Source organism: Rhodobacter sp. CZR27 (genome assembly GCF_002407205.1).
In the GTDB taxonomy this organism is placed as follows: domain Bacteria; phylum Pseudomonadota; class Alphaproteobacteria; order Rhodobacterales; family Rhodobacteraceae; genus Cereibacter_A.
Genome location: NZ_CP023549.1, coordinates 137,332 through 153,221, shown reverse-complemented (window position 1 = coordinate 153,221; position 15,890 = coordinate 137,332). Strand labels below are relative to the sequence as shown.

Below are 15,890 nucleotides of genomic sequence, written 5' to 3'. Positions count from 1 at the left end.
TGGTGTTAGTCGGCGCTGATCTCCCTCTGCTTGTCGTTGATGTTGTCGGTGGCTTCGACGCCGATGTTGTCGCTGGAGGTTGTCGGCGCAGCGACAGGCTCCGTGGATCGGCGTCGTGCGGCGGCGCGTCGGCGGAAGCTCTCGCCGTTCATCTCGAGGATGGTCGCGTGGTGAACCAGCCGGTCGATGGCGGCGACGGTCATGGCCTGATCGGGGAAGACGCGGTTCCAGGCGCTGAAGGGCTGGTTGGCGGCGATGGCGAGGCTTCTGGTCTCGTAGCGCCGGGCGATGAGCTCGAAGAGCACCGAGCTCTCGGCCTGGTCCTTCTGGGCGTAGGTGATGTCGTCGAGGATAATCAGGTCGAATTTGTCGAGCTTCGCGAGGGCGGCCTCAAGGACGAGGTCGCGGCGCGCGGCCTGCAGCCTCTGCACGATGTCGGTGGTGGGGGTGTAGAGGACGCGCTTGCCGGCCTCGACGAGGGCATGGCCGATGGCACAGAGAACGTGGCTCTTGCCGGCGCCCGAGTTGCCGATGGCGATGAGATTGGCGCCGGTCTCAACCCAATCCCCGGCGGCCAACGCCTCGATGCGGGCCCGGGTCACGCCGGACAGCGCCTTGAAGTCAAGCGTTGCCAGCGTCTTGCCGCCGGGAAGTTCGGACTGCTGCAGATGGCGCTGGATGCGGCGGGCATCGCGATCGGCGAGCTCGACCTCGGCCAGGGCTGCGAGGAAGCGCGAGGCGGGCCAGCCCTCGGCGTCGGCACGCTCGGCGAGCATCGGCCAGTGGCGCTGGATGCTGGGCAGGCGCAGAGCCGTGAGCATGGCGGGCAACGCATGCACATCGACGGGGTGCGGGGCAGCGGCGGTCATGCGCGCGCCTCCAGCAGCTCGTCGAAGCGGGCCAGATCGGTGAGGTTGACGGGCGTGTCGTCGGGCAGCTCGCGCCGACGCGGCTCCAGCTTGCTCCTTAGCGCATGGGCTTCGGGCAATTCGCCATGACCGAGGGTGTGGGCAATCAGCGCGGCCAGTTCAGCCTCGCAGCCCTCCGCATGGGCAAGCCACAGCAGATCGACCATGCGACGGCAGGCGTCGCGGCGCGGCAAGGCGGCGGACAACGCAACCCAGGCCTCGGCGTATTCCGATCGCGGGAACAGGCCGTCGCGGTAAACGGAACCGGCCAGCGCCTGCGGCTTGCGGCGCAGGGCGTGGATGACAGGGCGATAGTTGACGCAGTGGACGCGGGCGCCGTCATCGCGGCCGCGACGGCGGGGGTGCGTGACGACAGGGGTCGCTCCGAGAAAGGCCTCGATCCGGTCGTCGTAGACATGGACCCGCAGGCGCTTGCCGATCAGCTGCGAGGGTGCCGAGTAGAAGACCTGGTGGACCAGAAAGCCCCCGGTCTTCGTGACCCGCGCGACCACTTCGGTGAAGTCTGTGGTGCGCCGGGCCGGCAGCGGCCTGAGCGCCGCCATCTCGATGCGCACCGCGGACTCGCGCCGGCGGTTGCGTCGGGCGACCAGTTCATCGACGAAGCGGCGCCAGCTGGCGAGATCGGCGAAGTCGCGGGAGCCACGCAGGATCAGGGCCTGGTCGAGGGCGACCTTCAGGTGGTTGTTGTGGGCCTCGACCGATCCGTTCTCGTGCGCCTCGCCCGGGTTGTTGCGGCTGGCGAGCATGCCGTAGTGGGCGCAGAACGCCTGATAGCGGCTGGTGACATCGGCCGCCGCTTCGGTGTCGAGGTTCCGGTAAGCTGCGGACAGGCTGTCGGTTCGGTGCTCGTGCGGGACGCCGCCAAGGGTCCAGAGTGCGTTCTGGAGGTTCTCGGCCAGCGCCGGGAAGCTCTCGCCGCCCAGCACCACGGCGGCATGTTCCCAGCCGCTGTAGGCCAGGACGAAGTGGTAGAGGCGCTGCTCCAGCGGCTGCCCCGCGATCGTCACGCAGAGTTCGTTCGCATCGGTGAAGTCCGACAGGGCCATCCGGCCGGGCTCGGGCGTCTGACGGAAGATCACGTCGCGCTCGGGGCCGTTCAGGGCACGCCAGTCGCGGACGCGCCGCTCGAGCGTCCGGCGCACGCGGTCGTCCGGGAAAGCCTCCGGGTCGCTCATCTGAAGGTGCCGCAGCAGGGTCACGGCCTGAACGGCCGGATCACGCGCGAGGATCGGCAGCAGCACCGGCTCCCACACCGCCTCGAGCGGGTCGGGCACGGTGCGGCCCCGGGGGGCCGGACGTTGCGAGGGAAGGCGCGGATCGGCATCGATGCGGCGGGCGGTGCGCTCGCTGAAGCCGGCGCGGGCGGCGGCGACACGCTGGCTGTGCTGGAGACGGTCGGTCATGTAGACTCTCAATTGCTGGTCGGTGACGGGTTTGCCCGGCACGGTCGGATCTCCGTTTGGACGCAGAGATCCCGATCCTACCGGCCCGCAGCGGCCAGCACCCACCCTTCTCCCCCGAAACGAGGGCCAGCCGCTGGGTTCAGCCTCCGGGACGGGCTACGCCCGTCCTCCGGCTCAACCCAGCGGCCAACTTGCCTGACGGTGTCGGACAACTTGGTTGTCGCTCATCAACCGCCATCCTGCAGAGGGCGGCGGGAGGGGCGGGCCATCCATAAAGGGGGCGCGCACGTCAGATCGGGCGCACCAAGGGGAGCATGAACACCAAGTTGCACGCCGTCGCCGATGCGAAGGGGCGGCCGATCGGGTTCTTCATGTCCGCTGGACAGGTCAGCGACTACACCGGCGCGGCAGCGCTGCCGGGCAGCCTGCCGAAGGCGGACTGGTTGCTGGCAGACAGGGGCTACGATGCGGACTGGCTGCGAGAAGCGTTGAAAGACAAAGGGATGAAGGTCTGCATCCCGGGCCGGAAATCGCGCAAGAAGGCGGTGAAATACGACAAGAGGCGTTACAAGCGCCGCAACCGCATCGAGATCATGTTCGGCCGCCTCAAGGACTGGCGACGGGTTGCTAGCCGATACGACCGATGCCCGGACACCTTCTTCTCTGCTATCGCACTCGCAGCCATCGTCCTGCTCTGGCTCTGACAATCAATGAGTCTGGAGCCTAGGAAGGCAACACCGTTCCCCAAGTCGAAACCGTTTCCCGTGCCCGCCGATCCCGCGCCACCCTCCGGCGCCGAGGGCGAGGTTCTCGCCGGTCTCGTCGAGCGCGTGACCTTCCACAGCCCGGAGAGCGGCTTCTGCGTCCCGCGCGTCAAGGCCCGCGGGCACCGCGACCTCGTCACCGTCGTGGGCCACGCGCCCGTCGTCTCGGCCGGCGAGTGGATCACCGCCGCCGGGACCTGGATCAACGACCGCACCCACGGGCTGCAGCTGAAGGCGCGCTTCCTGAAGACCGCGGCGCCGTCCTCGCTCGCGGGCATCGAGCGCTACCTCGGCTCGGGCATGATCCGCGGCATCCGCCCGGTCTATGCCAAGCGCCTCGTCCAGGCCTTCGGCAACGCGGTCTTCGACATCATCGAGGCCGCGCCCGATCGCCTGCGCGGGTCGTTTGCGGCGGATTGGCATGTCAGGCGCTGACCGGTAGTTTTGCGGATGCGTCCGTGGTGCCGAGACCATAGCCTGAAGCGACCAGCAGGATAGAGGCGACCGTTTCCGGCCAGGCGAGTTCGCGGCCGCCTTTTCTTCCCAGCCCGGTGCTTGGCCGGCCATCCCGCACCCGGGAAGACCGGCCAGCCGATCGCTTGGCCGCTCATCCCGGGGGAGTGACCATGATCTTGACCTGCGACTTGTCGGCCAGCAGCTTCTCGAAGCCCTTTGCGACCACGTCGTCGAGCGCGATTCGGTCGGTCACCAGATCCTCGGCGCGGAAATAGCCGCGCTGCATCAGGGCCATGACGGCCGGGTAGACATGGCGATAGGCGATGATCCCGCGCATCGTGCGTTCCTTGATCACCAGCGTGTTGGGCTGGAACGAGGCGGTGCTCTCCCAGATGCTGACGATGACGATCTCGCCGCCGGGGTGGGTCGCCGCGATGCACTGCGACAGGACCGAGGGCACGCCCGTCACCTCGAAGGCCACGTCGACCCCGCCCCCCGAGGTCGCGGCGATCGCCTCGACCACGTCGCCGTCGGCGGGATCGTGGGCGGCCGCGCCCAGAGATTCCGCCTTGCCCCGGCGCACGGCCGAGGTTTCGACTGCGTGGATGGCGGCCGCGCCCGCGGCCTTCAGCGCCTCGATCACCATGAGGCCGATCGGGCCTGTTCCGAAGACGGCGGCCGTGTCGCCCGCCTTCAGCCCGCTCTGGCGCACCGCATGAAGCGCCACGGCGGCCGGCTCGACCAGCGCGCCCTGCTCCCACGACAGGTCGTCGGGCATCCGGTGCAGCATGTGCTCGCCCACCACGGTGAACTGCGAGAACCCGCCGCCGCCGCCCGACAGGCCGTGAAAGCCCAGCAGCGGGCTGAGGTTGTAGCGCTCCATCAGGTAGGCGCCCTCGCGGTTGGGCGACAGGATCGGCTCGATCGCAACGCGGTCGCCAGGCTTGACGCGGGTGACCTTGGGGCCGACCTCGACCACCTCTCCGGCAAATTCGTGCCCCATCACGATGGGCGCGCGGTCGCCGCTGATCGGGTGCGGGGCCTCGACCGGAATGAAGATCGGGCCGGCGGCATATTCGTGCAGGTCGCTGCCGCAGATGCCGCAGGCGGCGACCTTCACCCGCACGTCATGCGGGTCGCGCAGCTCGGGAACCGGCACGTCCTCGACGCGAAGATCGCGGGCCTTGTGCCAGACGGCTGCGCGCATGGTGCTGTCACTCATCTCTGTCTCCTCGTGGATGCGGGAACCCGGGCCGGCATGGCCCGGGCGCAGTAGTGTCAGCCGAGGTGATGCACCTTCTGCAGCCCGTAGACCGAGACGGGCAGCCCCTCCATCCGGGCCTTCAGCTGCAGCGCGAGGAACTGCGAGTAGTGCCGCGACTGGTGCAGGTTGCCGCCGTGGAACCACAGCCCCTCCTGTTGCGTCGGCTTCCACATGTTGCGCTGCTCGCCCTCCCACGGGCCGGGGTCCTTGGGCGTGTTCGAGCCGAGGCCCCAGCACTTGCCCACCTTGTCGGCCACGTCCTGCCCGATCAGATCCGCCGCCCAGCCGTTCATCGAGCCGTAGCCGGTGGCATAGACGATCAGGTCGGCCTCGAGCTTCGTGCCGTCCTCGAGGATCAGCCCGTCCTCGACCACCTCGCGCACCTGGCCGTGCGCCAGCTTGATCTCGCCGTCGATGATCAGCTGGCTCGCCCCGATGTCGATGTAATAGCCCGACCCGCGGCGCAGGTACTTCATGAACAGGCCCGAGCCGTCGGCGCCCCAGTCGAGCCAGAAGCCGGCGCGCTCCAGCCCCTCGTAGAACTCCTTGTCGCGCTCCTTCATCTGCTCGTAGAGCGGGATCTGGAACTCGTGCAGGATGGCATAGGGAACGGAGGCGAAGATCAGGTCGGCCTTCTCGGTCGTCATGCCCGCCTGCACCGCCTGCTCGGAGTAGAGCCCGCCGAGGCCGATCTCCATCAGCGTGTCCGACCGCACGATATGCGTCGAGGTGCGCTGAACCATCGTCACGTCGGCCCCATGCTCCCACAGCGCGGCGGCGATGTCGTGGGCCGAGTTGTTGGAGCCCACGATCACGCACTTCTTCCCTGCATAGGCATCCGGGCCTGGATGCTTCGAGGAATGGTGCTGATCGCCCCGGAATTTCTCCATTCCCGGGAAGGCGGGCAGGTTCGGCTTGCCCGACATGCCGGTTGCCAGCACCAGCTGCTTCGGCTTCAGCGTGATCTCTTCGCCGTCGCGGTCCACCACGACGGTCCATTCCTTCGTGGCTTCGTCATAGCTGGCCTTCTTGCAGGTGGTGCGCGTCCAGTAGTTCAGCTCCATCACCCGCGTGTACATCTCGAGCCAGTCGCCGATCTTGTCCTTGGGGCTGAAGACGGGCCAGTTGTCGGGGAACTTGATGTAGGGCAGGTGGTCGTACCAGACCGGGTCATGCAGGCAGAGCGACTTGTAGCGGTTGCGCCAGCTGTCGCCGGGGCGGTCGTTCTTCTCGACGATGATCGTGGGCACGCCCAGCTGGCGCAGGCGCGCACCGAGCGCGATGCCGCCCTGTCCACCGCCGACGATCAGCACATAGGGCTGCTTCGTGTAGCCCAGCTCCCGCTCCTCGGCCTCGCGCTCCTCCTTCCAGGTGGTGCGGTTGCGGCCGGCGCCGTGCTTGGCGCCTAGCGGGCGGGCAAAGCCCTTCGGTTCCTCATGGCCCTTCAGCTCGGCCATCGTGGTCAAGAGCGTCCAGATCTTGCCGTCCTTCAGCCGCATCAGGCCATAGCCGCGCGCGAGATCGGTCTCGAAGGTAATCCAGGCGGTGGTGACGCCCCCCTCGTCGGTCGGGATCTCGTGCTCGGCCAGATCCCAGCCGCGCGGCTTCGTCGTCGCAAGCTGGTGGCGCAGCATGTCGGCCACCTGCTCGCGGCCCTCGACGGTCTTGATGTTCCAGGTGAAGGTCACGAGGTCGCGCCAGTAGCATTCTTCGGCGAACATCGCGACGGCACGCTCGATGTCGCCCTGTTCCAGTGCCTCGCCGAAGGCCGACAGGACCCCGCGCGTGAGATCGGCAGCGGTTGTATCCAGCATCTTTCCCTCCCGTTGATGAATCTCCCGATCATGAGGCTGCCGCAGGACGGGGCAGGGCAGCCAGCAAAATCGCGACAGTCTGACGCATCCGGTTTCGGAAAGGGGCGCCGGCGTTGCGCGCGCAACGGCCCGCAACGCGCCGCCTAGTCCGGCAGCGTCAGCCCCAGCCGCCGCATCCGCCGCATCACCGTCGAGCGGTTGACGCCCAGCCGCCGGGCCGCGCGCGCCATGTTCCAGTCGCAGGCCGCAAGAACAGCGTGCAGGTCGTCGTCGGGATCGGATGGCGCGGCGGGCGACAGGGCGGGCGGCGGAAGCTCGCACAGGTCGATGACGCGCCCCTCGGCCAGCGCCACCGCGACATCCAGCGCATGTTCCAATTCGCGGATGTTGCCCGGCCAGGGGCGCGCCTTCAGTTCCGCGCGGGCCGCTGGCGAAAGCTGCCAGTCGCCCGCGTTCCGGCGGGCCAGCAGGCGAACCAGCAGCCAGTCGAAATCCCGTCGGTGGCGCAGTGGAGGCAGGCGCAGCGTCACCCCGGCCAGCCGGAAGAACAGATCGCCGCGAAAACCGCCCTGCTGGCACGCCGCGGAAAGATCGCCACGGCTGGCCGAGATCACGCGCAGCTCCCCCGGTCCCGACAGCGCCGACAGCAGGGCCGCCTGCGCCTCGGGGCCCAGATCCTCGGGGCCGTCGAGGAACAGGGTAGCGGGATCGGCCAGCCCCGAAAGCGTGTCGGCCAGCCGCGCCGCATCGAGCCCCGCGCAGACGACATGCCGGAACGGCCGCTCGCCCGCCGCGCAGACATGGATCGCACGGACCAGCCGTTCCTTGCCGGTGCCGGTCTCGCCCGCGATGAGCAGCGGCACCCGCGTCGGCGCCAGCCGTGCGGCCTCGGCCAGCAGGCGTTGCAGCGCCGGGTCCGGCCCGGCAAAGCTGGACAGGGCGCCGGGCAGATCGTGCGCGGTCCGGCGGGTGAGGTTGTGTGCGGCCTGCGGCGCGATCGCATGGCCGAACAGCCCCCGCCCGTCCTTCAGCCGCAGCACCCGTTCCTCGGTCGGGCGGCCGCGCATCAGGTCGGGCAGGTCGTCGACCGACAGATCCATCAGCGCGTCGATTCGCTGCCCGATCAGCGGCAGGCCGGACCCTTCCGGCGCTAGGAACCCGCGCGCCGCGCCCGTCACCCCGATGATCCGCCCCGACCCGTCCAGCGCCACCGCCGCCTCGGGATCGACCTCGAGGAACTCGGGCGTCGACGAGAACCGCAGCACCCAGTCGCGCCGCGTCATCGCCATCAGGTTCGCCATCTCGACGCGCCGTGCCGAGGCGCGGACAAGGTTCATCGCAAGGTTCTGGCTGGCCTTGGGCGCGGGAGAGCGCAGCAGGGAAATGTCGAGCACCGCCGCCAGCGACCCGCAGGTGTCGTAGATTGGCGCGGCCGTGCAGGACAGCGGCGTGTGCGAAAGCCCGAAGTGATCCGTCTGATGGATGGTCACCGCCTCGCCGGTCACGATGCAGGCGCCCACGCCGCAGGTTCCGGCGAGGTTCTCGGACCAGTGCGAGCCGAGATAGAGCCCCGCGGCGCGCAGCTCGACCTGGAACCGCGGATCGCCGAAGAAATGGACGGTGACGCCCTTGGCGTCGGCCAGAAGCAGCACGTAGTTCTGCCCCGCCACCTGCCGGAACAGCGCCTGAAGCCCCGAGCGCGCGATGGCGATCAGCCGCTCGGCCTCTTCGCGGTGTTCGCGCAGTTCGGCCGCCGTGACGATATGGGCGGGCTCGGCCCGGGTCGGGTCCATGCCGTAGGACTCAACGCAACGGCGCCACGACTCGGCTACTAGACCGTCGCGGCCTGTCGCTAGGACCCAGACTCACTGATTATCGGAGCCAGAACAGGACGATGGCTGTGAGTGCGATAGCGGAGAAGAACGTTTCCGGGCAGCGGTCGTATCGGGTAGCGACCCGTCGCCAGTCCTTGAGTCGCCCGAACATGATCTCGATGCGGTTGCGCCGCTTGTAACGCCTCTTGTCGTATTTCACCGCCTTCTTGCGCGATTTCCGGCCCGGGATGCAGACCTTCATCCCCTTGTCTTTCAACGCTTCTCGCAGCCAGTCCGCATCGTAGCCCCTGTCTGCCAGCAACCAGTCCGCCTTCGGCAGGCTGCCCGGCAGCGCCGCCGCGCCGGTGTAGTCGCTGACCTGTCCAGCGGACATGAAGAACCCGATCGGCCGCCCCTTCGCATTGGCGACGGCGTGCAACTTGGTGTTCATGCTCCCCTTGGTGCGCCCGATCTGACGTGCGCGCCCCCTTTTTTCACCCGCAGGCTGGAGGCCGTGCGATGCGCCTTCAGGCAGGTCGCGTCGATCATGATCGTCTTGTGCCCGGCTCTCTCGGCCGCCAGGCCCATCATGATCCGGGCGAAGACTCCGTTCTCGCTCCAACGCTTCCAGCGATTGTAGAGGGTCTTCGCCGGCCCATACTCCCTAGGCGCGTCGCGCCACCGCAAGCCATTGCGATTGATGAAGATCATGCCCCTCAACACACGCCGGTCGTCGACACGGGGCTTGCCATGGCTCCTGGGAAGGGAACCGCTTCAGACGCTCCATTTGCGCCTCGGACAGCCAGTAGAGGTTGCTCATCGGTCAGGTCTCCTTGCGAGGCCTGAATCACGCGATCCGCCCAAAGCAAATGGGTCTGGAGCCTAAGGTCCGACTGGTCGGCTGACGCGGTTCCAGGGTTCGGTAGACGGTCGGCCTGGAGACGGAGAAGAGTTCGGCCAGGTCGCTGATCGAGTACTCGCCTGAGCCATGCATGCGCCTCAGATCTTTCTGCTGCCTTTCCGACAGCTTGGGCTGCTTGCCGCGCAGCTTGCCCCGCGCTCTGGCGATCGCCATTCCCTCGCGTGTCCGCGCGCGGATGAGGTCGGCCTCGAACTCCGCGAAGGTGGCGAGGACATTGAAGAACATCTTGCCCATCGGATCCGGGGGATGGTGAACCACCGCACCCAGCGCAAGCCGCACGCCCTTGGCGGCGAACTGGTCGGCGATGGCGCGGGCATCGGGAACCGACCGCGCCAGGCGGTCGAGCTTGGAGACCACGAGCGTGTCGCTCTCCCGGACGGCGGCGAGCGCCTGATCGAGACCTGGCCGGGCGCGACTCGTCCCGGTCATGCCGTGGTCGGTGTAGATGCGATCTTCGGCAACACCCAGGGCCGCCAGCGCCTGCTTCTGCGCTTCGAGATCCTGCTTGTCGGTCGAGCAGCGGGCATAGCCGATGAGGGTCCGGGTCATGCAGCCGAGCGTACGGATAGGGACCCGCTTGCGCAAATTGTTCCGTACCAGTCATATGAGACGACTTTGCCGAGCATCTTCCAGAAGCCGAAGGGTTCGGCCACAGCGTCCGCAGAGGGTTCCTCTTGCGGACGGCTGCGGCAGGTGGTGCCTGGGTGAACCTGTCCTGGGAATCTCACCCGTTCGTCCATCCTCCGGTTCGCGTGAGACCCAGCCGGATCTGCTTCTCGATCTCGATGATGACGAAAAAGATCGCACCGACTGTAACGACAAGCAGACCGTCCGCCACCGAAACTGCCTGAGTACCGAGAATGCGCTGCAGGAAGGGCACATAGGTGACGGCGAACTGCGCCGAGGTGATGGCGATCACCACGATCCAGACCACCTTCGTTCCCCGGGCGGCCGCCCAGGTCAGCGAGGTTCCGTGAATGTTGCGGATGAAGAAGAGGTGGAAGATCTCCAGCACCACCAGCGTGTTCAACGCGATGGTCTGGGCGAGCGGAAGCGGATAGCCCCTGTCCAGCGCGTAGGTGAACATGCCGAAGACTGCGGCAAGAAACAGGCTGCCCACCAGCACCACATGCCACACCAGTTCGCCCGAGAGGATCGGCGCGTCGCGACGGCGCGGCGGGCGGGCCATGGTGCCAGTCTCTGTCGGCTCGAACGCAAGGGCGAGGCCTAGGGTGATGCCGGTGATCAGGTTGACCCAGAGGATCTGCACCGCCGTCAGGGGCAGGGCCATGCCCGCGATGAGCGCCGTGATTACCACCAGCGCCTCACCCGCATTCGTGGGAAGGGTCCAGCTGATGACCTTCTTGAGGTTGTCGTAGACGGTGCGCCCCTCGCGCACGGCTGCCGCGATGGTGGCGAAGTTGTCGTCGGCCAGCACCAGGTCGGCGGCCTCCTTCGCCGCCTCGGATCCCTTGAGCCCCATGGAGATGCCGGCGTCCGCGCGTTTCAGCGCGGGCGCGTCGTTCACCCCGTCGCCGGTCATCGCCACCGAAAGGCCGACCGCCTGCAACGCGGTGACGAGGCGCAGCTTGTCCTCGGGGCTGGTCCGGGCGAAGACGTCGACGCCCTGCACCTCCAGCGCCAGTTGCGCATCGTCCAGGCGGTCGAGGTCTGTCCCCGTCAGCACGCGATGCGGGTTCTCCAGTCCGATCTGTGCGGCGATGGCGGCGGCGGTCCCCGCATGGTCGCCGGTGATCATCTTGACGCGGATGCCGGCGGCGAGGCACTCGGCAACGGCGGCCACGGCCTCGGGGCGCGGCGGGTCGATCAGGCCGACGAGGCCGAGGAAGGAAAGCCCGCCTTCCAGCGCGGCCGCGTCCATGCGGGAACCGTCCCCGGTCCGTTCGGCCAGCGCCAGAACACGCAGGCCGCGCCGCGCCATCGCCTCGGCCCGGCCGTGCCAGTGGGCATAGTCGACATCGGCGCACATCCTCAGGACGCGTTCCGGTGCGCCCTTCACATGGATCAGCCGACGTTCGGGGCCTTCGGTCAGCACCGCCATGAAGCGGTGGCGGCTGTCGAAGGGGATGGCGTCGAGGCGGATCGCCTCAACGTCGCTCGCGACCTTGCCTGCGAAGGCCAGAAGCGCGCCCTCCATCGGATCGCCCTCGACCGACCAGACGCCGCTCCGGTCGTGCAGGGCCGCGTCATTGCACAGGGCTGCCGCGCGGGCCAGCCGCGTCAGGTCGCCTTCGGGTGTAATCGCGCCGGACGGAGCATAGCCCTCTCCGGCGACCTGGAAAGCGCCATCGGGCGTTTCCGCGGCGACCACCATCATCTCGTTGCGCGTCAGCGTGCCGGTCTTGTCCGTGCAGATGACCGAGACCGAGCCGATGGATTCGATTGCCGGCAGGCGGCGCACGATGGCGTTCCGCCGCGCCATGGCCTGCACGCCGATCGCCAGCGTGATCGTCATCACCGCCGGAAGACCCTCGGGGATGGCAGAGACGGCGATGGCGACGACGATCATGAACAGGTCGGCAAATACCATGTGGCCGACGAAATAGCCCCAGAGCAGGAGCAGCGCCGCGACGAGCAGGATCAGGAAGGACAGCCAGCGCGCGAAATGGTCCATCTGGGCCACCAGCGGAGTCGTCAGCTGCTCCACCCCCGCCAGCAGGCTGCCGATGCGCCCGATCTCGGTGGCGGGACCCGTGGCCGTCACAACCCCCCGCGCGGCCCCCTGCGTCACCAGCGTGCCCGACCACAGCATCGAGGTGCGGTCGCCCAAGGGGGCATCGGCCGCGACCGGGGACGTCGTCTTCTCGACCGGGACGGATTCGCCCGTCAGGATGGCCTCCTGCGCCGCGAGGCCGCGCGCCTCGATCAGGCGCAGGTCGGCCGGAACCCTGTCGCCCGCCTCCAGCAGGACGATGTCGCCCGGCACGAGATGGGCGCCATCGACCGCGACGCGCCGTCCGTCGCGCAGGACGGCGGCGCGGGGGGCCAGCATCCCGCGGATCGCCGCCATGGCGGATTCCGCCTTGCCCTCCTGGACAAAACCGATGACGGCATTGGCAAGCACCACCGCAAGGATCACGCCGGTGTCCACCCAGTGCTGCAGCACGCCCGTCACCAGCGCGGCCACGAGCAGCACATAGATCAGCACATTGTTGAACTGCGCGAGGAAGCGCCGGACCGGGCCGCGCGTGCGTGCCTCGGGCAGGCGGTTCGGCCCGTGGCGGGCCAGTCGGGCGGCGGCCTCGGCGTCGGTCAGGCCTTCGGGGCGGGCGTCGAGGGCCTCGAGGCAGGCTTCGGTCCGGCGGCTGTGCGGGTCCACGAGGAGCATCGGCGCGCTCATCGGGCGGTGTAGCCTCCATCCACGACCAACTCGGCACCGGTCACGAACTTCGCCTCGTCCGAAGCCAGGTAGATCGCGGCCCAGGCGATGTCGTCGGGCTCGCCCATGTGGCCGAGCGGATGGGCCGCCCCCGCCGCGGCCTTCGCGGCCTCCAGATTGGTCGCGATGGCGCCCAGGTGCTTCTCGACCATCGGCGTCCAGATGTAGCCAGGGTGGATCGAGTTCACGCGGATCTTCTCGGACGCATAGGTGATCGCGTCGTTCTTGGTCATCAGCCGCACCGCGCCCTTCGAGGCGTGGTACGCGGCGATCCCACCCACGCCGACCAGCCCCGCGATCGAGGACAGGTTGATGATCGACCCGCCCCCCGCCGCGCGCAGGTGGGGGATCGCGTGCTTGGTGCCGAAGAAGACGCCCTTGACGTTGACCGCCTGCACGCGATCCCATTCCTCTTCGCTCACCGCGTCGGTCGGTTTGGGCGAGCCCGAGATGCCCGCGTTGTTCACCATCACATGCACCCCGCCGAAGCGGGCGGCGGCGGCGTCGATGGCGGTCTTGAGCGCGGCCTCATCGGCCACGTCGACCTGCCAGAAGGCCGCGCTGCAGCCTCTCTCCGTCAATTCGTCGGCCAGTGCTCGTCCCTCGGGCTCCAGCAGGTCGAAGATGGCGACCCTCGCGCCCTCGCCGGCCATGCGCTCGACACAGGCGCGGCCGATACCGACGGCGCCTCCGGTCACGATGACGGTCTTTCCGTTCAGGCGGTCCATGATTGTACTCCTTGACGGTTGAACAGTCGGGTCCGCCCGGTCAGGGCGCCAGATGGCCCTCCGTGGCTATTTCGGGGATCTGGGTGCGTTCGGCGGCGGCTCCGCCAAGTATCTCGACGGCACGGTCGGCCGCGTCCCGGAACGGCTCGAGCACGGTATCGGCGCTGGCGCCGAACAGCGCCTCGGTCTCGCCTACTCCGTGCGAGGCGACGGCCAGCCATCCGCCGAAGCCTGCGGCGCGGGTCAACTGGATCAGCGGCGTCCGCGTGTCCTCGTGGCTGAGGCCGGTGGGATGGCGCGGCACGGTCAGGACGATCCAATCCAGTCCGCACCCCGAAGCGGCAGTTCCGCCACAGTTGCGCACCGTAGCCTCGGCGACCTTCAGCCGGTCGGCGACTTCGCGGACGGTCTGGTACTGCACCTGCGGCACGACAGTGTCACCTCGGCCCAGTTGGTTTGGCGAAGTATGGCGATGTTTGCCGTGGTTCAACCTGAGATGGATCAAGTCCGGCAGGTCCGTTCCATGCTGGAAGGTCCGGGCCGAAGGGGTATCACGCATGCGCACGATCCTGCTTGGCGGGGCGGCTTCTTGCCCCGGGCAAGGTCATCCCCGAAGCAATCTCACGTTTCCTCGGGCGCAACTCGGCCTGAGCCCCGATGCCCTGATCGGTTATGTCATCCGGGCAGAGACAAGGCGCGAGGATCTTGGCGGGTTGCGCGCGATCTACGGCTACCGGGTGCTCTCGGGGCCGCGGCGCGCGGGATCTGTGATCGAGCGTCTGACTGCGGCTGTCCTGCCCGAGGCGGACGATCTGGTGCTCGACCTCTACCGGCGTCTGCCCGAGGTGCGGATCACCGACCTCCTGCTCGAGGTGCATGCGGCGACGGCTTCACCGACGCCTTCACCCATCTTCGGACGGGTGCGCCCTGCGCTGACCGGATCGGATTGCTGAACGTGCTGCTCGCCGAAGGCCTGAACCTCGGCCTGAGCAAGATGGCCGAGGCCACCGACAGCCATGACTACTTCCAGCTCTTGCGCCTGTCGCGCTGGCATGTCGAAAGCGCCGCGATGAACCGGGCGCTCGCCACGGTGATCGAGGCGCAGGCTGCGCTGCCGATGGCGCGGTTCTGGGGTGCCGGCTTCACCGCCTCCAGCGACGGCCAGTTCTTCCCGGCCGCCCGGCAGGGCGAGGCGATGAACCTCGTGAACGCGAAATACGGCAATGAACCGGGGGTGAAGGCCTACACCCATGTCTCGGACCAGTTCGGCCCCTTCGCCACCCAGACCATCCCGGCGACGGTGAACGAGGCGCCTTACATTCTCGACGGCCTGCTGATGAACGAGCAGGGCCTTCGGGTCCGCGAAAACTTTGCCGATACGGGCGGCTTCACCGATCAAGTCTTTGCCATCACGGCGGCTTTGGGCTTCCGGTTCGTGCCGCGGATCCGCGACCTGCCGTCGAAGCGGCTTTACGTCTTCGACCCGGCGAGCGTCCCGAACGAGCTGAGGGGCCTCGTCGGCGGCAAGGTCCGCGAGGGCACCATCACCAGCAACTGGCCCGACATCCTTCGTAGCGCGGCCACCATGGTGGCGGGCATCCTGCCGCCGAGCCAGCTCTTGCGGAAGTTCGCCGCCTACCCGCGCCAGCACGACCTTGCCGTGGCGCTGCGGGAAATCGGACGGGTCGAGCGGACGCTCTTCATCATCGACTGGCTGCTGGATGCCGACCTCCAGCGGCGCGCGCAGATCGGGCTCAACAAGGGCGAGGCACACCACGCCCTGAAGAGCGCCCTGCGCATCGGCCGCCAGGGCGAGATCCGCGATCGGACGCCGAAGGCCAGCACTACCGGATGGCCGGCCTCAACCTGCTGGCCGCGATCATCATCTACTGGAACACGGCACACCTCGGCCGCGCCGTCGCCGAGCGCCAGACCGCCGGGCTAGTCTGCCCGCCCGAATTCCTGGCCCACACTTCGCCCCTTGGCTGGGCGCACATCCTGCTGACCGGCGAGTACAGGTGGACGAAACAGTAGCTCTCGCTCTCCCCGAGGTGTTGCTGCTGGACGAGCCGTTCTCGGCGCTTGATGCCTTCACCCGGATCGACCTTCAGGACCATCTGCTGCATGTGTGGCAACGGACCGACCCGCGGACGACGCTGATCGTGGTGACCCATGACGTCGACGAGGCCATCGTGCTGGCCGACCGCATCGTGATCCTGCGGCCCCACCCGGGGCGGGTTCAGGCCGAGATCCCGGTCAGGCTCGACCGTTCGCGCGGCCGCAGCGCCCATGCATTCGAGGATCTGCGGCGGCAGGTCATGGCCGTTCTCGATCAGTCGCTGATCCACCGGCAGGACTGAACGGGCCGGACCCTCTCTCGCGGGTCCGGCCGTCCC

General features: G+C 68.3%; 9 protein-coding genes and 5 pseudogenes. 4 read left to right on the top strand and 10 right to left on the bottom strand.

From position 1 onward, the window contains the following. Positions 1-5: 5 nt before the first annotated feature. Both istB and istA read right to left on the bottom strand, forming a co-directional pair. Positions 6-869 (bottom strand): IS21-like element helper ATPase IstB, encoded by an 864-nt coding sequence (gene istB / locus CK951_RS16900; RefSeq protein ID WP_096784779.1) that lies wholly within the window; start codon positions 867-869, stop codon positions 6-8. Further along, positions 866-2,332, bottom strand: coding sequence for an IS21 family transposase (gene istA, locus CK951_RS16895; RefSeq protein ID WP_157764584.1), 1,467 nt, complete (start codon positions 2,330-2,332; stop codon positions 866-868). The genes istB and istA overlap by 4 nt, the downstream gene beginning before the upstream one ends. Before the next feature lie 278 nt (positions 2,333-2,610). On the opposite strand from istA, the pseudogene CK951_RS16890 reads away from it, so the two are divergent. Continuing rightward, positions 2,611-3,036 (top strand): annotated as a pseudogene (locus tag CK951_RS16890) (IS5 family transposase); the annotation flags it as partial. 6 nt (positions 3,037-3,042) lie between these two features. Then, positions 3,043-3,495: pseudogene (locus CK951_RS16885) on the top strand (hypothetical protein); the annotation flags it as partial. Positions 3,496-3,703: 208 nt separating this feature from the next. Here the strand turns inward: CK951_RS16885 and CK951_RS16880 are convergent. The 8 genes and pseudogenes from CK951_RS16880 to CK951_RS21720 all read right to left on the bottom strand — a co-directional run bounded on the left by CK951_RS16880 (position 3,704) and on the right by CK951_RS21720 (position 13,924). Continuing rightward, positions 3,704-4,759 carry a 2,3-butanediol dehydrogenase gene (locus tag CK951_RS16880; protein ID WP_096787938.1) on the bottom strand — a complete coding sequence of 352 codons (1,056 nt, stop codon included), beginning with the start codon at positions 4,757-4,759 and terminating at the stop codon, positions 3,704-3,706. A gap of 71 nt (positions 4,760-4,830) precedes the next feature. Continuing rightward, complete coding sequence (locus CK951_RS16875; protein ID WP_096787428.1) at positions 4,831-6,630, bottom strand: NAD(P)/FAD-dependent oxidoreductase; 1,800 nt, start codon at positions 6,628-6,630, stop codon at positions 4,831-4,833. A 143-nt stretch (positions 6,631-6,773) separates the two neighbouring features. Continuing rightward, positions 6,774-8,423 (bottom strand): sigma-54-dependent Fis family transcriptional regulator, encoded by a 1,650-nt coding sequence (locus CK951_RS16870; protein WP_096787427.1) that lies wholly within the window; start codon positions 8,421-8,423, stop codon positions 6,774-6,776. A gap of 79 nt (positions 8,424-8,502) precedes the next feature. Continuing rightward, positions 8,503-9,264, bottom strand: a pseudogene (locus tag CK951_RS16865) (IS5 family transposase). 27 nt (positions 9,265-9,291) lie between these two features. After that, positions 9,292-9,915: a recombinase family protein gene (locus CK951_RS16860; protein ID WP_096787426.1), complete on the bottom strand. Its 624-nt coding sequence runs from the start codon at positions 9,913-9,915 to the stop codon at positions 9,292-9,294. A gap of 175 nt (positions 9,916-10,090) precedes the next feature. Next, positions 10,091-12,727, bottom strand: coding sequence for a cation-transporting P-type ATPase (locus tag CK951_RS16855; protein ID WP_096787425.1), 2,637 nt, complete (start codon positions 12,725-12,727; stop codon positions 10,091-10,093). Further along, positions 12,724-13,494, bottom strand: coding sequence for an SDR family NAD(P)-dependent oxidoreductase (locus CK951_RS16850; RefSeq protein ID WP_096787424.1), 771 nt, complete (start codon positions 13,492-13,494; stop codon positions 12,724-12,726). Before CK951_RS16850 ends, CK951_RS16855 begins: the two co-directional genes overlap by 4 nt. Positions 13,495-13,534: 40 nt before the next feature. Further along, positions 13,535-13,924: a hypothetical protein gene (locus CK951_RS21720; protein ID WP_232520771.1), complete on the bottom strand. Its 390-nt coding sequence runs from the start codon at positions 13,922-13,924 to the stop codon at positions 13,535-13,537. Positions 13,925-14,264: 340 nt separating this feature from the next. Here CK951_RS21720 and CK951_RS16840 point away from each other — a divergent pair. Both CK951_RS16840 and CK951_RS16835 read left to right on the top strand, forming a co-directional pair. Then, positions 14,265-15,528, top strand: a pseudogene (locus CK951_RS16840) (Tn3 family transposase); the annotation flags it as partial. A 2-nt stretch (positions 15,529-15,530) separates the two neighbouring features. After that, positions 15,531-15,854 (top strand): annotated as a pseudogene (locus CK951_RS16835) (ABC transporter ATP-binding protein); the annotation flags it as partial. Positions 15,855-15,890: the final 36 nt, after the last annotated feature.